Raw genomic sequence first — 16,211 nt, 5'->3', positions numbered from 1 at the left:
ACGCCCGTAGTCGCGAGGGGGATGCATGGCCACCGTCGAACTCCGCTTCAGCGCGCTGCCCGAGCACGTCCGGACCGCCCGGTTGGTGGCGGCCGCGGTGGCACGCAGGGCCGGAGTGGACGAGGCCGTCCTCGACGAGGTCCGGCTGGCCGTCGGCGAGGCCTGCTCCCGGGCCGTCGGACTGCACCAGAACAGCGGTATCAGCGCGCCGGTGAAGGTGGCGCTGATCGAAGAGGAGAAACAGTTCTCCATCGAGGTCGGCGACGAGGCGCCGCACGCCGTCCCGGGCGACACGCCCGGGACCGCGCAGGACGGCGACGCGGAGGTCGAGGAGGACGAGATGGGCCTCGCGGTCATCAGCGGCCTCGTCGACGACGTCCAGGTGACCACCGGCCACGACGGCGGGCTGATCCGTATGACCTGGCCGACGACACCCCCCGCCGCGACGCTGGTCTGAGCGCCGCACAGCAGTTCACGAGGGCCCTGCCGAGCAGGGCCCTCGGTGTTTTTCCGGCACGATCGGGCAGGTCCCCGAATTCGTGAAGGAATTCACGATCATTGACAATGCCCTGGGGGCATTACTCCATTCGGGTTGTCCAGCAAGATCTCGATCGTTTGCCGAGAGTCGCTGTGGGCCAATTCCGTTTGCCGCGCTCTGTTTAGATCACACTGAGGTACCTAGAATCCCCACATCTTGAGCTCAGCCCAAACGTCAAGGAGGACGAATGGCGGGGCTTTTCATCCCTCAGTCGGGTCATCCCACATCCCTCGCAGCCGCTGTCCTGACCGACAACAACCGGATCATGGTGGCCGTCATCGCCGCGGTCGCCCTGGCCGCACTGGTGGTCGCGGGGATCCTGGTGCGCCAGGTGCTGGCAGCGGGCGAGGGCACCGACAGCATGAAACGGATCGCCGAGGCGGTCCAGGAAGGCGCGAAGGCGTATCTCGCCCGGCAGCTGCGCACGCTCGGCGTATTCGCAGTCGTCGTCTTCTTCCTGCTCATGCTGCTGCCCGCGGACGACTGGAATCAGCGTGCCGGACGATCGGTGTTCTTCCTGATCGGCGCGGCGTTCTCGGCGGCCACCGGCTATATCGGCATGTGGCTGGCGGTGCGCAGCAATGTGCGGGTCGCCGCGGCGGCCCGGGAGGCCACACCGGCACCAGGCGAACCGGAAAAGGATCTCACCACCGTCTCGCACACCGCGATGAAGATCGCATTTCGCACGGGCGGCGTCGTCGGCATGTTCACGGTGGGGCTCGGCCTGCTGGGCGCCTCCTGCGTGGTGCTGGTGTACGCGGCCGACGCGCCGAAGGTGCTGGAGGGCTTCGGCCTCGGTGCCGCCCTGATCGCGATGTTCATGCGGGTGGGCGGCGGCATCTTCACCAAGGCCGCCGACGTCGGCGCCGACCTGGTCGGCAAGGTTGAACAGGGCATTCCGGAGGACGACCCGCGCAATGCCGCGACCATCGCCGACAACGTGGGCGACAACGTCGGCGACTGCGCGGGCATGGCGGCCGACCTCTTCGAGTCGTACGCCGTGACCCTGGTCGCCGCGCTGATCCTCGGCAAGGCCGCCTTCGGCAACTCCGGACTGGCGTTCCCGCTGCTGGTGCCCGCGATCGGTGTCGTCACGGCGATGATCGGCATCTTCGCGGTCGCGCCACGCCGCGCCGACCGCAGCGGTATGACCGCGATCAACCGCGGCTTCTTCATCTCCGCGGTGATCTCGCTCGCGCTGGTCGCGATCGCGGTCTTCGTCTATCTGCCGTCGAAGTACTCGGCTCTCCACGGCGTGACGGACGCGGCGATCAGGGGCAAGGACGGCGACCCGCGGATCCTCGCCCTGGTCGCGGTGGCGATCGGCATCCTGCTCGCCGCCGTCATCCAGCAGCTGACCGGCTACTTCACCGAGACCAGCCGCCGCCCGGTCAGGGACATCGGAAAGACGTCCCTGACGGGCCCGGCCACCGTCGTCCTGTCCGGCATCTCGCTGGGCCTGGAGTCGGCCGTCTACACCGCGCTGCTCATCGGGCTCGGCGTGTACGGCGCGTTCCTGCTCGGCGGTACGTCGATCATGCTGGCGCTGTTCGCGGTCGCGCTGGCCGGCACCGGTCTGCTCACCACGGTCGGCGTGATCGTCGCCATGGACACCTTCGGCCCGGTCTCCGACAACGCCCAGGGCATCGCCGAGATGTCCGGCGAGGTCGAGGGCGCGGGCGCCCAGGTGCTCACCAACCTGGACGCGGTCGGCAACACCACCAAGGCCATCACCAAGGGCATCGCCATCGCCACCGCCGTCCTCGCCGCATCGGCGCTGTTCGGGTCGTACCGCGACGCGATCACCACCAATGTGCAGGACGTCGGGGCGAAGCTCACCGGGCCGGGCGCGCCGCTGAGCCTGTCCCTGGACATCTCGCAGCCCAACAACCTCGTCGGCCTCATCGCGGGCGCGGCTGTCGTCTTCCTCTTCTCCGGACTCGCCATCAACGCCGTGTCGCGCTCGGCCGGTTCGGTGGTCTTCGAGGTGCGGCGGCAGTTCCGGGAGAAGCCGGGGATCATGGACTTCACCGAGAAGCCCGAGTACGGCAAGGTCGTCGACATCTGCACCAAGGACGCCCTCCGGGAGCTGGCCACGCCGGGTCTGCTCGCCGTGATGGCGCCGATCTTCATCGGTTTCACGCTCGGCGTCGGCTCGCTCGGCTCCTACCTCGCCGGCGCGATCGGCGCGGGCACCCTGATGGCGGTCTTCCTCGCCAACTCCGGTGGCGCCTGGGACAACGCCAAAAAGCTGGTGGAGGACGGTCACCACGGCGGCAAGGGCAGCGAGGCCCACGCGGCCACGGTGATCGGCGACACCGTCGGCGACCCCTTCAAGGACACCGCGGGACCGGCGATCAACCCGCTTCTGAAGGTCATGAATCTGGTCTCGCTGCTCATCGCACCCGCGGTGATCAAGTTCTCCTACGGCAACGACAAGAACCTGGGCGTACGGATCGTGATCGCGGTCCTCTCGCTCGCCGTGATCGTCGTCGCCGTGTACGTCTCCAAGCGGCGCGGAATCGCCGTCGGCGACGACGAGAGCGCCGAGCGGGTCCCCAACTCACAGAACACGGCGGTGGTTTCGTAGCCGTATTCCCGGTCTGACGGAGAGGCCCTGCTCAACGGGTGGGCGGGCGGCGCGTGCTGACGCGCCGCCCGCCCGCTGTCGTCTGCGGGCTCGCCCACGTGGTGAGTCTTCTCTCTCATGGTGCAATGAGTCACAAAGGGCGCTTTGGGGGGCGTACGGGGTGCTGGTGGTGTGCGCCCGCCGTGTAGGGTCCGTGGGCCGAGAGCCATGGAAGGGACCAATCCGGTGAACAAGAAGCTCGCGGCCGCACTGTCCGGCGGTGCGGTACTGGTGGTGGCGCTGTCGGGATGCACCAGCAGCGGCGGCGACAAGGGGCCCGACCCCAAGCTCGTGGCCTGGGCCAAGACGGTGTGCGACCCGCTGCCCGCGCAGCAGGCGAAGATCTCGGGCGCCTTCGACGCGCTGGCCAAGGTCGCCAAGGACGGCCCGCCGAAGGACGTCCAGAAGACCGACTCCCAGGCCTTCCAGGACCTGGCCGACGGCTTCAAGGCGCGGGCGACCAGCCTTTCCGACGCGGGAGCGCCTCCCGGCGTGACCGGCGGCGCGGCGACGCAGCAGGACGCCGTGAAGAAGCTCACGGCCCTGTCCGCGGCGTATGCCGATCTGAAGAAGCGCGTGGACGGGCTCGACACCAAGGACCAGACGAAGTTCGCCTCCGGCCTGGGCGACCTCTCGGAGCGGATGAAGGCGGTGTCGGCGCAGTACGACGGCGCGATCACCGCCCTGCAGAACCTCGAGAAGGGTGACGTCAACCAGGCGGTGACCAAGCAGACGGGGTGCACGAAGGTCTCCGCGTCGCCGTCGCCCGCCACCGGCTGAGTCGCCCGCCACGGGCCACAATGGGTGCGTGAGTGACACCACCGCCTCCCGCCTGCCCTCCACCTACCGACTCGATGTCGCCGCCCGGCTGCGGGACGCCCTGCTCGGGGCGTCCTTCACCGCCGACGGGCTGCTCGACCTGCTCGGCGCCCCCGCGTACGCGGCACTGGCGCGCAGCGAGACCGTGCCCGCCCTCCGGGCGACCCGTGGCGACACGCCGCTGGAGACGCTCGTACGGCTGTTCCTGCTCCAGCAACCGGTGCCGCACGCGCGCGTGGCGGCCGTTCTGCCGGTCGAGGGGGCGCTGGAGGCCGGGTGGCTCACGCCCGTCGGCGGCGACGAGGTGGCCGCCACCGTGGACGTACGGCCCTACGGCGGCCCCGGCGGCGAGGACTGGTTCATCGTCTCCGACCTGGGCTGCGCGGTCGGCGGCGCCGGTGGCATCGGGCAGCGCGACGAGGGGGTGGTGCTGGGCGTCGGCGGCGCTTCGACGACCCTCGCCGGCATCACCGTCCGTACGCCGGTCGCGGCCGCCCTGGACCTGGGCACCGGCTCCGGCATCCAGGCGCTGCACGCCGCCCGGCACGCCACGCGCGTGACGGCGACCGACCTCAACCCACGCGCGCTGCACATCACCGCGCTCACGCTCGCGCTGTCCGGCGCACCCGCCGCAGACCTGCGCGAGGGTTCACTGTTCGAACCGGTCCGGGGCGACGAGACGTTCGACCTGATCGTGTCCAACCCGCCCTTCGTCATCTCGCCCGGTGCCCGCCTCACGTACCGGGACGGCGGCATGGGCGGGGACGATCTGTGCCGCTCGCTCGTTCAGCAGGCGGGGGAACGGCTGAACGAGGGCGGGTTCGCGCAGTTCCTCGCCAACTGGCAGCACGTGGCAGGGGAGGACTGGCAGGACAGACTCAGGTCGTGGGTGCCGCGCGGGTGCGATGCCTGGATCGTGCAGCGCGAGGTACAGGACGTCACGCAGTACGCCGAGCTGTGGCTGAGGGACGCCGGTGACCACCGCGGGGATCCGGCGGACTACCAGGCGCGGTACGACGCCTGGCTCGACGAGTTCGAGGCGCGCAAGGTCAAGGCGGTCGGCTTCGGCTGGATCACCCTGCGCAGGACGGCTTCCGCCGAGCCCGTCGTCACCGTGGAGGAGTGGCCGCACCCGGTCGAACAGCCTCTCGGGGACACGATCCGGGCGCACTTCGAGCGGCTCGACTATCTCCGTGGGCACGACGACGCGGCGCTGCTCCACAGCCACTTCAGGCTCGCCGCCGAGGTGGTCCAGGAGCAGGTCGGGCTGCCGGGCGCCGAGGACCCGGAGCACGTCGTGCTGCGCCAGCACCGCGGGATGCGCCGGGCCACGAAGGTGGACACGGTCGGCGCCGGTTTCGCGGGCGTGTGCGACGGCACGCTGAGCGCGGGGCGCATCCTGGACGCCATCGCCCAGCTCATGAACGAGGACCCGGTGGTGCTCCGCGACCGGACCCCCGCGCAGATCCGGCTCCTGGTGGAGCAGGGTTTCCTGGAGCCGGCGAACTGAGCGGGCGGGCCGGGGGCAGGGCTGCGCCGGCCGGTCGGCGTGCGGCCGGCCAGGGCGGCTGGGTCGCCTGAGGTAGGCCGGGTACGCGTGCGGTCGTAGCCGGCTCCGGAGGCCCCGGTGGCCGCGCCCGGCTCACCGCCGTATGCCGGTGGCACGGGCCGGATCGGGGCGGCGGCCGAGGCGGTGACGCGCCGGTGCCGGGAAAACGGCCGGAAAAATACCGAAGCCGTTCTCCTCTCGATGTGATTCGCTGATGTGTTCGATATCACGGAGGCTCTCCGTTCACCCCGCTGTCGCCCGCCCGTCTCCCGTGCGTGCCAGTCTCCCGGCGCGGGAAGGGCCGGGCGGCACGGGAGAGGTGGGCGGGGGATGGAGAGCGGGCCGGCGATCTTCGCGGGAGTGGTGTTCGCCCTGTTCGGAGGCGCCCTGCTGGCCTGGACCGGCACCCGCCTCAGGCGCCGCGAGCCGGTCGCCCACGGTGTGAACCAGGTCGCATCGGCGGCCCTCGCGAGCGCGGCCGGGACGGTCGCACTGGCCCTCGGCGTGTACTGCCTGACCCGCCTCTGACGTCGGCGGGCCGCGGCGGCAAGGGTGCCGCGGGAGTAAGAGGAGCATCACGCTCCGGACATGCCTCGGGTGGGTACCCGGTACTCCGGGCGGCAGGAATGGCGGTAGTCGGGTTACCGTTCGAGTGGCCGTTGTGGGCTTTTCCCGTTTGACACGGGGGCGGGATGTACCGTCACACTCCGCAGCGTCACACGTGCCAGCACGCCGCGACCCCGGGAGGAAGCCCCTGGGGAGGCCCCAGCGTCGACCGGAGAGAAGAGCGAAGTTGTCCCCGACCAGCGAGACCGCACAGGGCGGCCGCCGACTCGTCATCGTCGAGTCGCCTGCCAAGGCGAAGACGATCAAGGGCTACCTCGGCCCCGGCTACGTCGTCGAAGCGAGCGTCGGGCACATCCGCGACCTCCCCAACGGCGCCGCGGAGGTGCCCGAGAAGTACACGGGCGAGGTCCGCCGGCTCGGTGTGGACGTCGACCATGACTTCCAGCCGATCTATGTGATCAACGCCGACAAGAAGGCCCAGGTCAAGAAGCTCAAGGATCTGCTGAAGGACTCCGACGAGCTGTTCCTCGCCACCGATGAGGACCGGGAGGGCGAGGCGATCGCCTGGCACCTCCAGGAGGTCCTCAAGCCGAAGATCCCGGTCAAGCGGATGGTGTTCCACGAGATCACCAAGGACGCGATCCGCGAGGCCGTCGCCAACCCGCGCCAGCTCAACCAGAAGCTGGTCGACGCCCAGGAGACCCGCCGCATCCTCGACCGCCTCTACGGCTACGAGGTCTCGCCGGTCCTGTGGAAGAAGGTCATGCCGCGTCTGTCGGCCGGCCGTGTCCAGTCCGTCGCCACGCGTCTCGTCGTGGAGCGGGAACGCGAGCGCATCGCGTTCCGTTCCGCCGAGTACTGGGACCTGACGGGCACCTTCGCGACCGGCCGAGCGGGAGACCCGTCGGACCCGTCGTCGCTGGTCGCCCGCCTGCAGACCGTCGACGGCAGGCGCGTCGCGCAGGGCCGCGACTTCGACTCCCTGGGACGGATCAAGAGCGAGAACACCCTCCACCTCGACGAGGCGACCGCCCGCGCCCTGGCCGCCGCGCTGGAGGACACCCGCTTCTCCGTGCGCTCCGTCGAGTCCAAGCCGTACCGCCGCTCGCCGTACGCCCCGTTCCGTACGACGACGCTGCAGCAGGAGGCCAGTCGCAAGCTCGGCTTCGGCGCGAAGGCGACCATGCAGGTCGCGCAGAAGCTGTACGAGAACGGCTTCATCACGTACATGCGTACGGACTCCACGACGCTGAGCGACACCGCGATCGCGGCCGCCCGCGCCCAGGTCACACAGTTGTACGGCGCCGACTACCTGCCGCCGCAGCCGCGCACCTACGCCGCCAAGGTCAAGAACGCGCAGGAGGCGCACGAGGCGATCCGTCCCTCGGGTGATCGTTTCCGCACGCCCGCAGAGACCGGCCTGACCGGCGACCAGTTCAAGCTCTACGAGCTGATCTGGAAGCGGACCGTCGCCTCCCAGATGAAGGACGCGACCGGCAACAGCGTGACCGTGCGGATCGGCGGCACCGCTTCCGACGGCCGGGACGTCGAATTCAGCGCCTCCGGCAAGACGATCACCTTCCACGGCTTCCTGAAGGCCTACGTCGAGGGTGCCGACGACCCGAACGCCGAGCTCGACGACCGCGAGCGCCGGCTGCCGCAGGTCGCCGAGGGCGACGCGCTGTCCGCCGAGGAGATCACGGTCGACGGCCACGCCACCAAGCCCCCGGCCCGCTACACCGAGGCCTCCCTGGTCAAGGAGCTGGAAGAGCGCGAGATCGGCCGCCCGTCGACGTACGCGTCGATCATCGGCACGATCCTCGACCGTGGCTACGTGTTCAAGAAGGGCACGGCACTCGTCCCGTCCTTCCTGTCCTTTGCCGTGGTCAACCTCCTGGAGAAGCACTTCGGGCGGCTCGTCGACTACGACTTCACCGCCAAGATGGAGGACGACCTCGACCGCATCGCGGCCGGCGAGGCCAAGGCCGTGCCGTGGCTGAAGCGCTTCTACTTCGGTGAGGGCAACGTCGCCGGCGCCGCGGCCGACGCCGGCAACGGCGACGGGGACCACCTCGGCGGCCTCAAGGAGCTGGTGACCGACCTGGGTGCGATCGACGCGCGTGAGGTGTCGTCGTTCCCGGTGGGCAACGACATCGTTCTCCGTGTCGGTCGTTACGGCCCTTACATCGAGCGGGGCGAAAAGGACACCGAGCAGCACCAGCGCGCCGACATCCCGGACGACCTGGCGCCGGACGAGCTGAGCGTCGAGCTGGCCGAGGAGCTGCTGGCCAAGCCCAGCGGCGACTTCGAGCTGGGCACGGACCCGGCCACCGGCCACGAGATCGTCGCCAAGGCCGGCCGCTACGGCCCGTACGTCACCGAGGTGCTCCCCGAGGGCACCCCGAAGACCGGCAAGAACGCGGTCAAGCCCCGCACGGCGTCGCTGTTCAAGTCGATGTCGCTGGACACGGTGACGCTCGACGACGCGCTGAAGCTGATGTCGCTGCCGCGCATCGTCGGCACCGACGCCGACGGCCAGGAGATCACCGCGCAGAACGGCCGCTACGGCCCGTATCTGAAGAAGGGCACGGACTCGCGTTCGCTGCAGACCGAGGACCAGCTCTTCACGATCACGCTGGAGGAGGCCCAGGCGATCTACGCCCAGCCCAAGCAGCGCGGTCGGGCCGCCGCCAAGCCGCCGCTGAAGGAGCTGGGCGAGGACCCGGTCTCCGGCAAGCCGGTCGTGGTCAAGGACGGCCGCTTCGGGCCGTATGTCACCGACGGCGAGACCAACGCGACCCTGCGCTCCGGCGACAGCGTGGAGGCGATCACCCCGGAGCGCGGCTTCGAGCTGCTCGCCGAGAAGCGCGCGAAGGGCCCCGCCAAGAAGACCGCGAAGAAGGCCGTGGCCAAGAAGACGGCCCCGGCGAAGAAGACGGCTGCCAAGAAGACGGCGGCGAAGAAGACGACGGCCGCCGCCGCGAAGAAGACCACGGCGAAGAAGACGACCGCCAAGAAGGCCGCGGCCGCCAAGGCGACGGCTTCCGGCTCGGAGGACTGACACCTCCGCCGGACGGCTGACCGGGTCCTCGGCCTGGAGGTCCGACAGCACCGGTGGATCGCTGTCAGGGAGCCGCCGTCAGGCGTCCGGTACGGAAGCCGTCCGGCTGCTGTCATGGGCCCCGGCTTCCGGTGCGGGCCCCGGCTTCCGGCACGGAGAGGCCGCGGCGGTGTTCGTCGCTTCCTCGGCTTCGCGATGTGAACGTCCCGGCATCACTTTGGTGTCGGGACGTGCGCATGCCAGGAGAGGCGACGTGTGGTGTCGGTGGCTGCGGATAGGCTGAACGCATGACGCGAGCCGAGCAGCCAACGGCCCCCACCACAGCCCCGGACGACGCCCTGGTCGCGGACTCCCGCGAGCGCGCCGTCCGTTCCCTCCTGCGCCGACCGCAGCTGCGGCGCCTGTGGAGCGCGCAGCTGGTGAGTGGTGTCGGCGACAGCCTCGCACTCCTCGTCCTGGTCGTCCTCGCTCTGCAGGCGGCGATTTCGCAGGGCGCGTTCGGCGGTGGATACCGGGGAGTGGCGTTCGCAGTGGCGGCGGCCTTCGCGGCCCGCGTCCTCGCCACGCTGCTGTTCGGTGCGGTCCTCCTCGGCCCGCTGACCACCCTCACCGCCCAGGACGGCCCGCTCGACCGCCGCTGGACCATGGTCGGCGCCGACGGCGTGCGCGCCGCGCTGCTGATCGTCGCACCCCTGTGGATCGACTGGACCCCGGACAACGCGCTGGCCGTGCTGCTGGTCACCGCCTTCGTCACCGGCGTCGCCGAGCGGCTGTGGACGGTGTGCCGGGAGAGCGCCGCCCCGGCCCTGCTGCCCGGCCCGCCCCCGGAGGGCGCCACCGTACGGCCGCTGCCGGACCACATGGACGCCCTGCGCCGTCTGTCGCTGCGCACGAACTTCCTGGCCGTCCCGCTGGCGGCCGCCGCGCTGGTCGTGGCCGCCCTGCTCAACAACCTGCTGGGTACCGGCGTGGCCTGGTTCGACCAGCACCAGGGGGCCCTCGCCTCCTACGTGGCGGCCGGTCTGTTCGCCGCCTCCCTGTCCCTGCTGACCTTCCTGGAGCTGCCCGAGGTGCGCACCCCGCGCGCCCGGTCCCCGCTGGAGGGGCTGCGCCGCCCGCGCACCGGCAACGGCGTCGACAAGGGCCGCACAGGAGCGATCCCGCTGCTCGTCCCGGCCTGCGCAGCGGTCGCCGGAGCCATCGCCGCGGCCGTCTCGGTGTGCGTGCTGCACGCCACCGACCTGGGCGGCGGCCCGGTCCTGTACGGCCTGCTGGTGCTGGGCCTGACCGGCGGTGTCGCCGTCGGCATCCGTACGGCCCCCTCGCTGCTGCCCTCGCTCTCGCGCCGCCGGCTGCTCGCCCTCGCGATCGCCTTCACCGGTATCGCCCTGCTGGCCGCAGGGCTGGTCCCGGACGTCACCACGGTGCTGCTGATCGTCACGCTGGCCGGCGTCACCGCGGGCGTCGCCGCGAACACCGGGCACGCCCTGCTCGACCAGGAGACCGAGGACTACCGCCGGGCGCGCGTCACCGAGCACCTGCACGCGGTCGTCCGGGTCTTCATAGCGCTCTGCGTGCTGATCGCGCCCGTGGTCGCCGGGCTCATCGGCCGGCACCGGCTGGAGAACGGCAAGTTCGTCTTCGCGCACGGCGGCGCCTCCTTCACGCTGATGCTGGTCGGCGCGCTGCTGCTGCCGGTGGCTGCGCTGGTGCTCGCCAAGGTCGACGACCGCTCCGGCATCCCGCTGCGCCAGGACCTCAGGGACGCGCTGCTGGGCGGCGACGACCCGGTCGAGACGCCCGCGGCAAACGGTTTCTTCATCGCCCTGGAGGGCGGCGACGGGGCCGGCAAGTCCACCCAGGCCGAGGCCCTCGCCGAGTGGATCCGCGCCAAGGGCCACGAGGTCGTGCTCACCCGCGAGCCGGGGGCCACGCCCGTCGGCAAGCGGCTGCGCTCGATCCTGCTGGACGTCTCCTCGGCGGGCCTGTCCCACCGCGCGGAGGCGCTGCTCTACGCCGCCGACCGGGCGGAGCACGTCGACACCGTCGTACGCCCCGCCCTGGAGCGCGGCGCGGTGGTCATCTCCGACCGCTACATCGACTCGTCCGTCGCCTACCAAGGCGCCGGCCGCGATCTGTCCCCGACCGAGATCGCCCGCATCAACCGCTGGGCGACCAACGGGCTCGTGCCGCACCTGACCGTCCTGCTGGACGTCTCCCCGGAGACCGCCCGCGAGAGGTTCACCGAGGCACCGGACCGGCTGGAGTCGGAACCCGCGGAGTTCCACGCGCGCGTGCGGTCCGGTTTCCTCACGCTGGCCGCCGCCGACCCCGGCCGCTACCTGGTCGTGGACGCGGGCCAGGAGTCCGAGGCCGTCACCGCCGTCATCCGGCACCGGCTCGACACCGTGCTGCCGCTCTCCGACGCCGAGATCAAGGCCCAGGCGGAGGCGCGGAAGAAGGCGGAGGAGGAGGCCCGCCGCAGGGCCGAGGAAGAAGCCGCGCGCAAGGCCGAGGAAGAGCGCCTGGAGCGTGAGCGCCAGGAGGAGCTGGCCCGGTTGCGCGCCGAGGAAGAGGAGCGCAAGCGCCGCGAGCTGGAGGAGGCGCAGCGCCGCGAGGCCGAACGGCAGGCCGAGGAGGCCCGGCAGCGGGCGGCGGAATCGGCCCGGCGTGCGGAGGAGGAGCGGCAGCGCCTCCTCGCGGAGGAGAAGGCACGCGCCGAGGAGGAGGCCCGCCGCAGGGCCGAGGAGGAGCGGCGCCGCAAGCAGGCCGAGGAGGAGGCCCGGCTGCGCGCCGAGGAAGAGGCCCGGCAGGCCCGGTTGCGAGCCGAGCAGGACGCTCGGCGCCTGGAGAAGCAGCGCAAGGCCGAGGAGGCGTTGCTGCGCGCCGAGGAGGCCCGGAGGCAGGCGGCCGAGGCGGCCGCGGCGGCCGACACGGCGGCGCGGCGTCCCGGCACGCCCCTGCCGACCGCGCCGGGCGTGGTTGCGGACGCGGCGACGGTTCCCACTCCGGTGGTGTCGCCGGACGCACGCGGTACCGAGGAGACGGTCCCGACGCCGGTCGTCCCGCCCGGAGCGGGCGAGCCGGGCACGCGCGGGGCGGGCACGGACGAGACGACGGTGCTGCGTCCTGTGCGCGACGAGGCCGGGGCGGCGGGGGCGAAGGCCGCGCGGGACGACCGTGCCGCGCGGACGGCCCGGCCCGACACGGACGCCGAGGTGACGGCCGAGCTGCCACAGCCGCCGGCTCCGGGCGCTGCGGCCGATGAGACCGCGGTGCTGCCCCGGGTTCCGGGTGCGGCGGATGAGACGGCGGTACTGCCGCCGGTGGCTCCGGGTGCGGCGGATGAGACCGCGGTGCTGCCCCGGGTTCCGGGTGCGGCGGATGAGACCGCCGTACTGCCGCCCGTGCAGGGTGACGCCCCGGCGGACCGGGTGCCGCCCGGTTTCTTCCGGGACGAGCGGCCCGCCGCCGGTCCCGACGGCTCCGAGGACCGCACGCGTGAGATGCCCCAGGTCGACGCCGACGGCACGCCTCGGCGCCGGCCGCGGCCCGACTGGGCCGAGGAGACCCCGCTCGACGACCTGCCGTCCCTGGCGGACGAGCTGCTGGGGTCGTACGACGAGCGGGAGTACGGCGACCGCGACGAGGAGCAGGGCCGCAGGGGCCGGGGCCGGCGCGGCTGACGCTCCCCGTGGACCAGGCGCCGGGCGGCGCCGATCGGAGCATGGTCGGCGCCGCCCTCGCCTTTCCGTACCGTCGCCGAGGTCCGGCCGGGAGCGGCGAAACGCCGGCCGGACCCCGTTGTCAGTGCCCGCCCGCACAATGGATGCAAGCAACGCGGAGTGTGACGGAAGGGCGGCGTGACCCATGACCGTGTGGGACGACCTCGTCGGGCAGGAGAAGCTGAGCGCGGTGCTCGACGCGGCCGCGCGGGACGCCGACGCCCTCGTCACGGCCGCCGCGGCCGACGAGCCGCTGCCCGAGGCCTCGAAGATGACGCACGCCTGGCTGTTCACGGGCCCGCCCGGCGCGGGCCGGAACCAGGCGGCCAGGGCCTTCGCCGCGGCCCTGCAGTGCGTGAGCCCCGACCGTGCCCTGGGCGGGTCCCCCGGCTGCGGCTTCTGCGACGGCTGCCACACCGCGCTGCTCGGTACGCACGCGGACGTCACCTCGGTGGCGGCCGTGGGCTCCGAGATCCTGGTGAGGGACATGCGGGACACGGTCCGCAAGTCGTTCACCTCCCCGGCGAACGGCCGCTGGCAGATCATCCTGGTCGAGGACGCCGAGCGGTTGAACGAGAAGTCGGCCAACGCGGTCCTCAAGGCCGTCGAGGAGCCGGCCCCCCGCACGGTCTGGCTGCTGTGCGCGCCCTCCGTCGAGGACGTCCTGCCGACGATCCGCTCCCGCTGCCGCCACCTGAACCTGCGCACACCGTCCGTGGACGCGGTCGCCGACATGCTCGTCCGGCGCGACGGCATCGCACCCGAGGTCGCGGTGGCCGCCGCGCGCGCCACCCAGGGGCACGTCGACCGGGCACGGCGCCTGGCCACCGATCCGGCGGCCCGGGAGCGGCGCGCGGCCGTGCTCAAGCTCCCGCTGCGGCTGGACGAGGTCGGCGCCTGCCTCAAGGCCGCCCAGGAACTGGTCGACGCGGCGGCCGAGGACTCCAGACAGCTCGCCGAGGAGATGGACGGCAAGGAGGCCGAGGAGCTGAAGGCGGCGCTGGGCGCGGCCCAGGGCGGCCGGCTGCCGCGCGGCACGGCGGGCGTGATGAAGGACCTCGAGGACATGCAGAAGCGCCGCAGAACCCGAACGCAGCGTGACAGCTTGGACATCGCTCTGGGCGACCTCACCGCTTTCTACCGCGACGTCCTCGCCCTCCAGCTCGGCTCCCGCGTGGCGATCGCCAACGCCGATGCCGAGGACGCCCTGGAGCGGCTGGCGCGTGGCAGCACCCCGGAATCCACGCTCCGCCGCATCGAGGCGATCGCCGGGTGCCGCGAGGCCCTCGACCGCAACGTGGCTCCGCTGCTGGCGGTGGAGGCGATGACGATGGCGCTGCGGGCGGGCTGACTCTCACCCCGAGGGCCGCCGCCTGTCCCCCCGACTGTCCTCCAGCACTCCTCGGAGGCACATATGTCCCTCGTACGAGCCATAATCCACACCCTCCGCGCCGGAGTCATCGCACAGCGTTACGCTCGCTGGATGCACACCAGGCCATCCCTCCGCCGGAACCAGAACGCCCGCACCCGGACGACGGCGCGCCTCACGGCCGCCCTTGTCGCGGCCGCCGCTCTGCTCGTGTCCGCCTGCTCCCCGGGGAGCTCGAGCACATCGGCGGGCGGTGCGGCGGACGCGGTGCTGGCCGCGCTGCCGCGAGCGACGCCGTCGGCGCTGTCGTCGTACTACACGCAGGAGCTGCACTGGCGCAGCTGCGGTGTGGCCGGTTTCCAGTGCGCGACGATCAAGGTTCCACTGGACTACGCCAAGCCGGGCTCGGGCGACGTCCGGCTCGCCGTCGCCCGCAAGAAGGCCACCGGCAAGGGCAGGCCGCTCGGTTCGCTGCTGGTCAACCCGGGCGGCCCCGGAGGCTCGGCGGTGGCCTACCTCCAGCAGTACGCGGGCGTCGGCTACCCGGCCGAGGTCCGCGCCCGCTACGACATGGTCGCGGTGGATCCGCGGGGCGTGGGCCGCAGTGAGCCCATCGAGTGCCTGGACGGCCGCGAGATGGACGCGTTCACGGAGACGGACCTGACGCCGGACAACCAGAGGGAGCGGGACGCGCTGGCCGCGGCGGACCGGAAGTTCGACGAGAGCTGCGGGGCGCACTCGGCGCGGCTGCTGCGGCACGTCTCCACCGTCGAGGCTGCGCGGGACATGGACATCGTGCGGGCGGTGCTGGGTGATCCGAAACTGAACTACCTGGGGGCCTCGTACGGCACGTTTCTGGGGGCGACGTACGCCGGCCTGTTTCCCGACCGGGTCGGCCGAATGGTCCTGGACGGCGCGATGGACCCCTCCCTGGACTCCCTGAAGTTGAACCTGGGCCAGACGGCCGGCTTCGAGACGGCGTTCCAGGCGTTCGCGAAGGACTGTGTACAGCACTCCGACTGCCCGCTCGGCGGCAGGGGCACGACACCGGCGCAGGTCGGCGACCACCTCCAGGCGTTTTTCCGGAAGCTGGACGCGCACTCCATCCCGACGGGCGACGCGGACGGCCGCAAGCTCGGTGAGTCGCTGGCCACGACCGGGGTGATCGCGGCGATGTACGACCAGAGCACGTGGGAGCAGCTGCGCGAGGCGCTGACCTCGGCGATGAAGAAGAACGACGGCGCGGGTCTGCTCGCACTGTCCGACACCTACTACGAGCGGGACGCGAACGGCCACTACAGCAACCTGATGATGGCCAACGCCGCCGTGAACTGCCTGGACCTGCCCTCGGCCTTCACCGGCCCCGACCAGGTGGAGAAGGAGCTGCCCGCCTTCGAGAAGGCTTCCCCGGTGTTCGGTGCGGTGCTGGCCTGGTCCTCGCTGAACTGCGCGTACTGGCCGGTGAAGGCCACGGGTAAGCCGCACCGCATCCAGGCCGAGGGTGCGGCGCCGATCGTGGTGGTCGGCACCACACGTGACCCGGCGACCCCCTACCGCTGGGCGCAGTCCCTGGCCCACCAGCTCTCCTCGGGGCACCTGCTGACGTACGTTGGCGACGGCCACACCGCCTACGGCCGCGGCAGCACCTGCATCGACACGGCGATCAACGACTACCTGCTCCGCGGCACCCCGCCGAGCGAGGGAAAGCGCTGCTCATAGCCCCTGCCGGCCGCCCCGGAGCCCTCGCTTCCGGGGCATGGTCTGAGCACTCCCCGAAACTGTGTAGACTTACCGACGTTGCCGATCGCACCATAGTGCGGACGGCGCGCCGCCTTAGCTCAGATGGCCAGAGCAACGCACTCGTAATGCGTAGGTCTCGGGTTCGAATCCCGAAGGCGGCTCCATCTCTGACCAGCGGTTTCCCTTGGGAAGCCGCTGTTCTGTTTCTGGCCTA

Annotated in this window: 9 protein-coding genes and 1 tRNA gene; all 10 read left to right on the top strand. The window is 71.7% G+C overall.

Translation table 11 applies throughout. From position 1 onward, the window contains the following. The first annotated feature begins 25 nt into the window (after positions 1-25). Positions 26-457, top strand: a complete 432-nt coding sequence (locus AB0L59_RS30320; RefSeq protein ID WP_365589807.1) for an ATP-binding protein — start codon at positions 26-28, stop codon at positions 455-457. Between the two features lie 268 nt (positions 458-725). After that, positions 726-3,128 carry a sodium-translocating pyrophosphatase gene (locus AB0L59_RS30315; RefSeq protein ID WP_365589805.1) on the top strand — a complete coding sequence of 801 codons (2,403 nt, stop codon included), beginning with the start codon at positions 726-728 and terminating at the stop codon, positions 3,126-3,128. Between the two features lie 225 nt (positions 3,129-3,353). Then, on the top strand, positions 3,354-3,947 hold the full coding sequence (locus AB0L59_RS30310) for a small secreted protein (RefSeq protein ID WP_365589804.1): 594 nt from the start codon (positions 3,354-3,356) through the stop codon (positions 3,945-3,947). Between the two features lie 28 nt (positions 3,948-3,975). Then, positions 3,976-5,496 (top strand): class I SAM-dependent methyltransferase, encoded by a 1,521-nt coding sequence (locus tag AB0L59_RS30305; RefSeq protein ID WP_365589802.1) that lies wholly within the window; start codon positions 3,976-3,978, stop codon positions 5,494-5,496. Between the two features lie 369 nt (positions 5,497-5,865). Further along, positions 5,866-6,063: a hypothetical protein gene (locus AB0L59_RS30300; protein ID WP_365589801.1), complete on the top strand. Its 198-nt coding sequence runs from the start codon at positions 5,866-5,868 to the stop codon at positions 6,061-6,063. Positions 6,064-6,328: 265 nt separating this feature from the next. Beyond that, positions 6,329-9,163: a type I DNA topoisomerase gene (gene topA / locus AB0L59_RS30295; protein WP_365589799.1), complete on the top strand. Its 2,835-nt coding sequence runs from the start codon at positions 6,329-6,331 to the stop codon at positions 9,161-9,163. Positions 9,164-9,450: 287 nt separating this feature from the next. After that, entirely contained in the window at positions 9,451-12,849 is a 3,399-nt protein-coding gene (gene tmk, locus AB0L59_RS30290; protein WP_365589797.1) for a dTMP kinase, read from the top strand. Between the two features lie 184 nt (positions 12,850-13,033). Then, positions 13,034-14,239 carry a DNA polymerase III subunit delta' gene (locus AB0L59_RS30285; RefSeq protein ID WP_365589795.1) on the top strand — a complete coding sequence of 402 codons (1,206 nt, stop codon included), beginning with the start codon at positions 13,034-13,036 and terminating at the stop codon, positions 14,237-14,239. A 132-nt stretch (positions 14,240-14,371) separates the two neighbouring features. After that, positions 14,372-15,976: an alpha/beta hydrolase gene (locus AB0L59_RS30280; protein WP_365589793.1), complete on the top strand. Its 1,605-nt coding sequence runs from the start codon at positions 14,372-14,374 to the stop codon at positions 15,974-15,976. Positions 15,977-16,084: 108 nt separating this feature from the next. Next, positions 16,085-16,161, top strand: a tRNA-Thr gene (locus AB0L59_RS30275). Positions 16,162-16,211 lie beyond the last annotated feature (50 nt).

The organism is Streptomyces sp. NPDC052109, assembly GCF_040680195.1.
Taxonomy (GTDB): domain Bacteria; phylum Actinomycetota; class Actinomycetes; order Streptomycetales; family Streptomycetaceae; genus Streptomyces.
The sequence above is the reverse complement of the archived record's forward strand: the minus strand, read 5'-3'. Positions and strand labels throughout refer to the sequence as shown.